At 60.1% G+C, this 9,511-nt stretch carries 9 protein-coding genes; 5 read left to right on the forward strand and 4 right to left on the reverse strand.

Features of this window, described 5'->3' with window-relative positions:
- The 3 genes from VEJ16_05285 to VEJ16_05295 form a co-directional block, all read left to right on the forward strand.
- Positions 1 to 400, forward strand: a 400-nt coding sequence (locus VEJ16_05285) for a hypothetical protein (protein HYB09064.1), incomplete at its 5' end; no start/stop codon positions are given.
- A gap of 198 nt (positions 401 to 598) precedes the next feature.
- Positions 599 to 1,252 carry an MOSC domain-containing protein gene (locus VEJ16_05290; GenBank protein ID HYB09065.1) on the forward strand — a complete coding sequence of 218 codons (654 nt, stop codon included), beginning with the start codon at positions 599 to 601 and terminating at the stop codon, positions 1,250 to 1,252.
- Positions 1,253 to 1,354: 102 nt separating this feature from the next.
- Positions 1,355 to 3,076, forward strand: coding sequence for a hypothetical protein (locus VEJ16_05295; protein ID HYB09066.1), 1,722 nt, complete (start codon positions 1,355 to 1,357; stop codon positions 3,074 to 3,076).
- A 43-nt stretch (positions 3,077 to 3,119) separates the two neighbouring features.
- Here the strand turns inward: VEJ16_05295 and VEJ16_05300 are convergent, their stop codons facing one another.
- The 4 genes from VEJ16_05300 to VEJ16_05315 form a co-directional block, all read right to left on the reverse strand.
- Positions 3,120 to 4,127, reverse strand: a complete 1,008-nt coding sequence (locus VEJ16_05300; GenBank protein HYB09067.1) for a CBS domain-containing protein — start codon at positions 4,125 to 4,127, stop codon at positions 3,120 to 3,122.
- A gap of 61 nt (positions 4,128 to 4,188) precedes the next feature.
- A complete protein-coding gene (locus VEJ16_05305; GenBank protein HYB09068.1) occupies positions 4,189 to 5,010 on the reverse strand; it encodes a hypothetical protein in 822 nt (273 codons plus the stop codon).
- Entirely contained in the window at positions 5,003 to 7,516 is a 2,514-nt protein-coding gene (locus tag VEJ16_05310; protein ID HYB09069.1) for an ATP-binding protein, read from the reverse strand. The genes VEJ16_05305 and VEJ16_05310 overlap by 8 nt, the downstream gene beginning before the upstream one ends.
- A 235-nt stretch (positions 7,517 to 7,751) precedes the next feature.
- Positions 7,752 to 8,168, reverse strand: a complete 417-nt coding sequence (locus VEJ16_05315) for a c-type cytochrome (GenBank protein HYB09070.1) — start codon at positions 8,166 to 8,168, stop codon at positions 7,752 to 7,754.
- A gap of 149 nt (positions 8,169 to 8,317) precedes the next feature.
- Here VEJ16_05315 and VEJ16_05320 point away from each other — a divergent pair, with 149 nt between their 5' ends.
- Together VEJ16_05320 and VEJ16_05325 are read left to right on the forward strand one after the other, a co-directional pair.
- On the forward strand, positions 8,318 to 8,515 hold the full coding sequence (locus tag VEJ16_05320; GenBank protein HYB09071.1) for a hypothetical protein: 198 nt from the start codon (positions 8,318 to 8,320) through the stop codon (positions 8,513 to 8,515).
- 173 nt (positions 8,516 to 8,688) lie between these two features.
- Positions 8,689 to 9,511, forward strand: an 823-nt coding sequence (locus VEJ16_05325; protein HYB09072.1) for a winged helix-turn-helix domain-containing protein, incomplete at its 3' end; no start/stop codon positions are given.

Raw genomic sequence — 9,511 nt, forward strand, 5'->3', positions numbered from 1 at the left:
ATTCGCGGCCAAGACTCCCATGTCCGACAATATAATGGGCTCGAAACTCTGGAAGCCGGAGGCGGCGAGTGTGTGCAAATCTGCACCTTACAGCCAATGCGTTGCCCAAGCGGAATCGACGGACGCAATGAACCAGATCCAGAACATTGTCGACAGCGATTCGAAGATCAAAATTCACGTTCACAATCTGATAAACGTCTATTACGACGTGGGCACTTGCGGACTTTCCAAGCAGTGTGACGCGGGGACGATTTGCAAAGCGTTTTACCCGGAGATATCCGGCTTCTACACCAAGTATTACGGTTATCTGCAATTCTTCGAGAAAAATTGGAACATCGGAAAGCTCGCGGAGATCGGCAATTTTGTGGATATGTGCGAGCCGTACAATGCCGGGGAGTGAGTGAGCCGATTTGACGAAAGGGGATTACCCTCGGTTTGGCGCCACATGCTGCACGAAGATGGGTACTGGAACCTAACAATTTCGCAGCTCAGCAAGCCGAACTTCCAAACGACGGTGCCACATGTCCGATCTGTCCCAATAAGCGACGTCAAACGGCGAGGGTCGGAGCCTTATGGCGAATATAGGAGGTCAATGGCAATGAGGCTCATCTCAGTCAACGTCGGACTTCCGCAAGACGTGGTATGGCGCGGGAAGACCGTGACAACCGGGATTTACAAGCAACCGCTCGAAGGTCGCGTTGCGTTGCGCAAGCTCAATCTCGATGGCGACCGTCAAGCGGACCTCAAAGTGCATGGAGGGGAAGACAAAGCGGTTTACGGCTACCCGATCGAGCACTACGGGTACTGGAAAAAAGAATTGCCGGGCCGCGAGTTGCCGACCGCGATTTTCGGAGAGAACTTCACGACCGAGGGCTTGCTGGAAGACTCCCTTTTCATTGGCGACCGTTTCTCAGTCGGCACGGCGGAAGTGGTGGTGACGCAGCCCCGCCTGCCTTGCTACAAACTGGGAATCAGGTTTCAGGCGGACGAAATGGTCAAGCGCTTCCTCTCGAGCGGGCGGACCGGGTTCTATTTTGCCGTTATCCGTGAGGGAGAAGTCGACGCCGGTGACCCAATTCACGCGATTGCCCGAGACCCGAACGCGATTCCCGTTTCCGGGATCACGCGACTCTACGTAGCCAAAAGGTATGGCGAGGAAGAGACGGCGTCCGTGCAGCGCGCTTTACTGGTCGACGCGTTGCCGGAGAGTTGGAAGGGCTATTTCCGAAAGCGCCTACAAAAGTCGGGATGAACGCGCGCCGAAGCCGGTCAGAGCCGTCCTCTGAATTGGATCGCATGTCGACGAGTGCGGTGACTCCGAAATTCGCCAAGTATGGCTCAAGAATGAGGCAGGATGGATCGCTTCAACCTTGGCGCCTATAGGCGCACCATCTCCACCCACTCGGCGGAAACCCAGCGCTGGTTCGATATCGGCCTGAACTGGTGCTACGGCTTCAACCACGAAGAAGCCATCAAGTGCTTTGAGAAGGCGCTGGAAAGCGATCCCGGATGCGCCATGGTGCATTGGGGGATCGCTTACGCCGCCGGGCCCTTCTACAATCTGACCTGGAAAGAACACGGGGACGCCGAGGCCAACAGCGCAACCAGGCGTTGCTTCGAGCATGTCCAGCTTGCGCGCGCCAACGCCGCTCACGCCAGTCCGATCGAAAATCGATTGATCGAGGCGCTTGCCGACCGTTTCCAGAAACCGCATCACGTGACGCCGCAGGAATTCGAGCGTTGGGATGACGCCTATGCCGCCGCGATGCGGTCGGTCTACGTCAACTTTCCCGACGACCACGACGTGATGGCGCTGTTTGTCGAGGCGCTGATGATGCGCACCGTGCGGCGCCTCTGGGACCTCAAGACTGGCGCGCCGGCGCCGAATTCGGACGTTATCGAGGCACTGCGGGTTTGCGAGCGGTCAATCAGGCTCTCCGACGAGGCCGGCATCGCACAGCATCCGGCGATCCTTCACCTGCATATCCACCTGCTGGAAATGTCTGCCATGCCGGAGCGCGGAATGCGCTCGGCGGACCTGCTCTGCACGATGTGCCCCGATGCCGGACACATGAACCACATGCCTGCTCACATCTACGTGCTGTGCGGCGAATACGAGAAGGCCCGGCTCGCCAGCGAAAGGGCGGACCGCGCCAACGACCTCTATCTCGCCTATGCGGGTGAGCCCAGCTATTACCTGCTCGGCTGCTGCCACGACCTGCATCTGATGATGTTCACCTGCATGCTTCTCGGCCAGTATGCGCCGGCACTTCGGGCCGCCGATAAGGTGCGCAAACTGGTGACGCGCACCGTCGTGAGCCTTCCGGACCGGCCCAAGCTCACTCAGACGGTGGAGGGCTATCATGCCATGCGGTCGCATGTGCTGGTGCGCTTCGGCCGCTGGCAGGACATCATCGAGGAACCAATGGTCGAGGAGCCCGAGCTTTATGTGCTGACGGCTGCCATGCAGCATTACGCCAAGGGCGTCGCGCGTGCGACGCTAAGGGATTTCGCCGGGGCGGAGCAAGAGCGCGAAAGGTTTCATCGGCATTTGGCGACCATCCCGCCCGAGCGGCGTTTCCTCAGCAACCCGACCAGAGCGTCTCTCGGCGTCGGCGCTGCTTTGCTCGACGGCGAGCTTGCCTATCACCAGGGCCGACATGACGAGGCTTACGCCCATCTGCGGCAGGCGGTCGAGCTTGACGACAATTTATCGTACACCGAGCCTTGGGCGTGGATGCACCCGCCGCGCCATGCACTGGCCGCACTGCTTCTCGATCGGGATCACCGCGAGGAGGCCGAACGGGTCTATCGGGACGATCTGGGCTTGAGCGGCAAGGTGCAACGCTGCACCCAGCACCCCGACAATGTGTGGGCGCTGCACGGGCTGGTGGAATGCTTGAAGCGCAGCCAGAGTGAAGAGCTGCCTGCGCTGCAGGCCAGGCTCGCCACGGCGCTGGCCAAGGCAGATGTGCCGATCAACTCGTCATGCCTGTGCAGGACGAGTGCCGAGTCTGAGCCGAGCTGCTGTCACCCAACGAAGTCCTCGCCCGTCAAAGAGGTCGACAACGGCTGACGCGCCATCCGGTAACGCGATCACCGAAACAGAATTTTTGCAATCATTTTCCCCAAACGAGGAGCAGGGCGATATCGCCAGGCAATCCGCCTGGAAACTCTAGGACGCGGGCCGCGAGTCGGAACCCTTGGGGCTTTAGGTCTCGCTCCCACCGTCGATAGAGCTCCTGGGCCTCCCCGCGCAACGTATCCGGCCACGCGGGTTCGATCACGTTAATAGCGCGGCCACCGTCGCTGCAGAGCTGACTGGGGAAGCGAAGCAGCATGAACTCCTTTTGTCCGTGCTCCGCCGCTTCGCGCGCTTGATGCACAAGTATTCGCCAGCTTTCCTCCGAAATATGGTGGTCGATTAGGTCCGCCACTTTGCGCCGTCGCTCCACGGCTGCGGCTCGGCGCGTATCTTCGCGGTGCTGTCGTTCCCTATTGTCATGGTCCGCCGCCAGATTTCGAAAATCCGTTGCCGACGGCGCGATATCATGCGGGTCCCGATGCGCGCCGGCTGGTGCCTGCGCAACGGGATGGCGCCGATGGGTGAAATGCTCGTCGAGTTCATTAAGGGCGTGAGCGAGGAATCCTTCCCGGGGAGCGGCGACGGGCGACGAACGTTCCTGGGAAAAAGCGCGAACTAAATCTGCGCGACTTACAATGCCCACAATGCGGCCATCGCGAACCACGGGCACGCGCTTTATGCGATGCGCCACCAACAACTCGGCAATTTTGGAAAGATCCGTCTCTTCGTCGACGGTGACGATTGGCGCTGACATGATGTCCCGCGCCACGCGCTCCGGGTTGCGAAGGCCCGCGATGAACTCGGGGCTAAGCGCCTCGCCTTCCGCCAAGAGCGTCAGCCACCAATCGCGCCGAGCCTCGCGATCCGAATCGCCGCGGCCGATCAAGTCTCCCTCGCTCACCATGCCGATCGGCACACTATTCTCATCGACCACCGGGACGGCACTAATGCCCCTGTCGATCAGAACCTGCGCAATTACTCGCCTTGGCGCGTCTGGGCGCACCGACGCGACGTCGCACGTCATTACGTCGCGTGCCTTCATCTGTTCATCGTCCCCATTATTTCGACTGCGTCTATCGTATTCTCTTTTCGTCCGCGATGGATCAGCGGACCAGGAAAACGTCACAGTGCGATCCGGTAATCAGTTCGTGAACGTTGCGGCGTTCCAATCCACCGGAATCGATAATGAGAAGTGACGGCTTAAGACGCTCGATACGATGGAGCACTCTCGCCGGTTCCGTCGGGCTCGCCTCAAGCCGGACCTTTCGCCGGTGGGCACTCTCCAGAGACTCGGTGATTTGCCGCACTCGCTCGAGTCGGGACGACTCTTCTTCGCGGACGAGGATTACAACGGCGTCGTCGGGTTCTGTCATCGCGAAGCTGACGCGGAGAATCCGCTCGGTATCATTGCCGTTGCCCAGCAATAATACGACCGGGCCTGCCAAAGATCCGTGTTCCCGCCGAATCAAAATCGCTCTTCCATAGTCCTCAGGCAAACTTTCCCAAGGCGAGCGGAGGCGCCATGCGCCGGAAAATGGACGGGTGGTGCCTTGCACAACGAGAATGTCGCCTTCGATGTCCGTCAAGGCGGCGGCCGTTGGAAAGTCGCGGACGACGCCGAACGACCATTCCAGGCCGCGTTTTGCCGCTGCATCGGCCAACGTGCGCCGCATTGCGGACTCCAGGGTCGAGGTGATTTTCTCAAGTTCATCGACGTTGAAGTCTTCCGTAACCGCGGACGAGAGCGTGACCTGGCGCCCGAAGGGCAGGCTGGCGAGCCGATAAAGATTCTCGTCCTGTAAGAAAACACCATGCAGTGCCGCACGCCAGCGACTGGCCAACGCAGCGGCGCCCTCGACGGCACCTTGTATGTCGGAGGCGGCATCACATGCGAAGACGATGCGTCGAATGGTATGCTCAGTCATCCGACCTCGCGCGCTTTGTTGGCCTCCGGACAACCCTTGGGGGAGGAGAAGGCGCTGCGCGTTTTGCAAGTGCTGCCAGGCGCGCGGCGATTCGTCGATTGAGCGTCGATTCTGGGTAATGGCCCTCAAGATCCGCTGCGCCCGATGGCGAGCCAGTCAGCAATTCCATTCCTTGATCGACATGGTCAATGGGGATCACGCGGAAGAGGCCTGCTGCCGCTGCCTCGGCTACATCGCGGCGTAGCATGAGGTGCTGTACGTTCGAGGATGGAATTAGGACACCTTGTGTTCCCGTGAGGCCGCGTGCCCGGCATACGTCGAAAAAGCCCTCGATCTTCTCGTTGACGCCGCCAATGGCCTGAATTCGACCGTGCTGGTCGAGCGAACCCGTTACGGCAAAGGATTGACTGATCGGAGTTTCGGACAAGGCCGAGAGCAGGGCGAAAAGCTCCGCCGCGGAGGCACTGTCGCCTTCGACCCCGCCGTAGGATTGTTCAAACACGAGACTCGCGGTCAACGTGAGCGGACCGCTCCGGCCGAAGCGTCCACCGAGAAAGCCCGCGAGGATCAGCACACCTTTCGAATGGATCGGGCCCCCCAACGCCACCTCGCGTTCGATGTCGATGACCTCTCCCTTCCCGAGGCGCACTTGCGCCGTTATTCGACTGGGTTGGCCGAAGCCTACGCCGCCGATGGTAATGACCGAGAGTCCATTCACTTGTCCAACTCGTTCGCCTTCGGTCTCGATACGGAGGGTATTCCGCGCGATCTCCTCCTGGATCCGGCGATAAATGCGATCCGAGCGGCGGCGTCTCGCCATACTTGCGGCTTCAATGTGGGATGCATCGACCACGCCGCCGCCATTTTTAGCGGCGATGTGATCGGCCTCTTGGAGCAGATCCGTTAGACCCCGAAGCTGGGCCGAGAGTTTTGCGGCGTCGCCGGAAAGCCGTGCCGCCTCTTCGATCGTGCGCGCCACGGCAGCGCGGTCGAGTGGACGCAAGTTCTCACGTCGGACAGCAGTGGCGATTAGTCGCGCATAGAGGCCAATATTCTCCGGGGTCCGGTCCACCCGGTCATCGAACTCTGCCGCGATCTTAAAAAGCTCCGGAAAGTCCACATCGAGCTCAGAGAGCATAAAATAAAGGAGGGGCGATCCGATCAGGACGACTTTAACCTCGAGCGGTATGGGATGGGGGTCGAGCGAGACCGTGCTCGCGAGGCTCAGAAGTTGTTCGAGGGAAACGGTGCGGATTTCACCCGCGCGCAGGGTACGCTTCAGCGATTCCCAGCCGAAGTTTGCGGTGAGAAGGCGCTGTGCATCGAGGACAAGATAGCCGCCATTCGCCTTGTGCAGCGCGCCGGCCACAACCAAATTGAAATCCGTCATCAATGTGCCAAAGCGCGCAATGTGTTCAATTCGACCGACAAGATTCTGATGCGTCGGATTATCCTCATAGACAATTGGCGCGCCCTTGCAGCCGGCATTGTCGACGAGCACGTTCACCTGGTAACGCCGGAAGGAAGCGGACTCGTCGACCGGCGTTTCCAGTGACGCTCCGCTCGGACCGTCCGGGTGACTGCTCGCGATGAAGTCGTCGGCATGTTCGAGAATGTCCTGTTCGACGTCGTTGAGATGGGTAATAACCTCGCCGAGATCGGCGAAAGAAGTCCGAACTTCTTGCAACAAGTGCTTCACGACGCCGGCGGTGGTGTCTCGATTGAGTTGTCGCACCGCATCGCGATGTTCGCGTTCCCAGTCGGGAATTCGGCGTATCACCGCTTCGAGATCGCCTTGCAAAGATTGCATGACCGCGGTCATTTCGTGCCGCTCTTCCGCGGGCAGCCGATTGAAGGCATCGGGCGGTATAACCTCGCCGTTTCGAAGGGGCGCCAAGGCGAGCCCCATCGGCGTACGAATGAGTCCGACGCCCTTTTTCTCAGCCTTTTGCTGAAGCGCACCAAACGCCTCTTCGTGGCAATGCTTAATCTGTTGATCGATGACCTCTCGCCGCGCGCGGTAGTCCTCGCGCTCGAATGCCGCAGGCAGCGCAATCCGCATATCCGCGACGAGCCGCTTCATGGCATCCCGCAATGGTGCCGCACGGCCCGCGGGCAGTCTCAAACATCGTGGACGCCGCGCATCCGAGAAATTATTGACGTAACTCCAATCGGACGGCGCTTCTTCCGACGCCGCCTGACGCTCGAGGAGTTGCTGAATCAGCGTGTGCTTCCCGGTTCCCGCCGGGCCGAAGGCGAAAACGTTAAAGCCATGCCGACGCATGGCGATTCCAAGCTGGATGGCGTCAATCGCCCGCTCTTGGCCGACAAGCCCCGCGAGCGGAGGTAGCTCATCCGTCGTGGCGAAATCGAGATCGGCCGGATCGCAACAGCGGCGCAGAATTGCCGATGACAGAGGCTGGGCCGTCCGCCACTCCGGATCAAGACGAGACCCCTTTCGGCCTGGAACAGCTAGGCCGCCCAACTCGGCTGCTGGATCGTCCATCGCTTGGAACTCCATTGGATATTTTCTTCCTGTAAGTCACCTCGCTTCCCGGACACGGGTACCGTTTGGTCGCTCGCTCGACAGGCAGGAAACTTGCTCCATCCTCGTCCGCCCGGTCATCGTCGGGTTTTACTCGCGCCAGGCGCTTCGGTCGAGGCTAGCTTGTGAGCAGCGCCTCTTCAAACGCAAGGGGCCGAAAAAGAATCGATTATCCTTTCCTGGTCTATCGAGTAGCTTACGGCTTGAGGAGCTTCAGGTACTCGATTACATAGATCCGCTCCGCCGGGTCACCAAGCGAAACGTGCGGCATGAGTGTGTTCGGGACCAAATGGGATGGATCAGCGATCCATTTTTCGAGATTGGCCTCCGTCCAGGTCAAGCCCGAATTCTTCAGCGCATCGGAATAAGGAAATCCAGCCGCGGATCCGGCCGCTCGATTGACGACGCCGTTGAGATCGGGGCCTATGGCGAGTGCACCCGCTTTCTGCGCATGGCACACGGCACAATGATCGGCGTAAACCTTTCGCCCGGCAGTTTGCATCGCCTTGATGACGTCGTAGTGTTGCGGAATTAAAGGCTGGGACCAGACCGATGCAGCATATGCGGTCAGTCCTATCGCGAATGCCGTTGCAAGTGAGACGATGCGGTTCATAGCCAGACTCCCGTGAAGACCATGTCGGCGGGCCTTAAACCGATGCCCACCGCGCGGCCATGTAGCCCGTTGATCGATCAGGGCGTCCGGTATGGGCAGCCGCTGGCTAGATTCGTCACAATCGGAAAGGTGGCATTGATTTGCATCAAATGACCGGCTCGGACGCCTGGGCACAAGACAAGGCTGAGCCATCCATGGTGAATGACCCAAATGCAATTTCCGAGACGGAGGCACTCCGTGCGGCGACACCCGCGCCGAACGATGACTTCGTCGTCGTGGCGCGCGACTATGCGGCGGCGCACGCCCGTCCGATTGATGCCGGGAATCTCGTCGCCGGGAGCGCCTAGTGTGGCGAATCCGAAATTCGCAACACGAGCAGGTGGGACCGGGAGCGAATTTCGGATTCAAGGCCACACTGGTAATATATTGTGTCTAGTGTGGTATTCGGAATTGAAGTCCCTAAACGCGGATGCCACCAAAAAGACAGGAACTTCAAATCCACCACACTTGAGGTGCCGAAGTGCCCACGCAGGGCCGACAACCTGTATACGAATCCGAGGGATGGGAGGTTGACCTCGCTCGCCTCGAATTGCGTGCGGGTGGGAGTCCCGTCCCGATCGGCCGCCGTGCCTTCGAAATCGTCGTGGTTCTCGTCCAATCAGCGGGCGAGCTCGTGACCAAGGACGACATCATGGTGCGCATTTGGCCGGGCGCCATCGTCGAGGACAACACAGTTCAGGTTCATATTTCCGCAATCCGGAAGGCGCTAGGCGCCGATCGCGGCATGCTGAAGACGGTGTCGGGTCGCGGTTATCGGCTGCTTGGAAATTGGGCGATCCGGCAAGAAAGCGCGCCCACGACGCCGGATGTGCTGGAACGGGCCCGGCCGGCCGCCCGGCCCTTTGAGACCAATGTCCCAGTGGCGGCGTCGGCACTTGTCGGTCGAGAGGCCGCCGTACAGCATCTGCGGGACCTTTTGTCCGCCTACCGTGTGGTGACGCTGACGGGGCCAGGCGGAATCGGGAAGACCGTGTTGGCGTCCGAGATAGCCCGCAGGCTCTTCCCGACGATCGAGAGTGACGTATTGTTCGTCGAGCTGGTTTCGCTGTCGGATCCCAGCCTGGTGCCATCCACGGTTGCCGGCGTGCTCGGCTTGCGATTGGGCGGTGACGAGATTTCCCCTGAATCTGTCGCTCGGGCGGTCGGCGACAAGAAGCTCCTACTCGTTCTCGATAATTGCGAGCACGTCATCGACGCCGGGGCGCGAATGGCGGAAACCGTCGTACGCCTTTGTCCGCATACGACGGTGCTTGCAACCAGCCGAGAGGTGCTGCGGATCGAGG

The organism is Alphaproteobacteria bacterium (assembly GCA_035625915.1).
Taxonomy (GTDB): domain Bacteria; phylum Pseudomonadota; class Alphaproteobacteria; order JACZXZ01; family JACZXZ01; genus DATDHA01.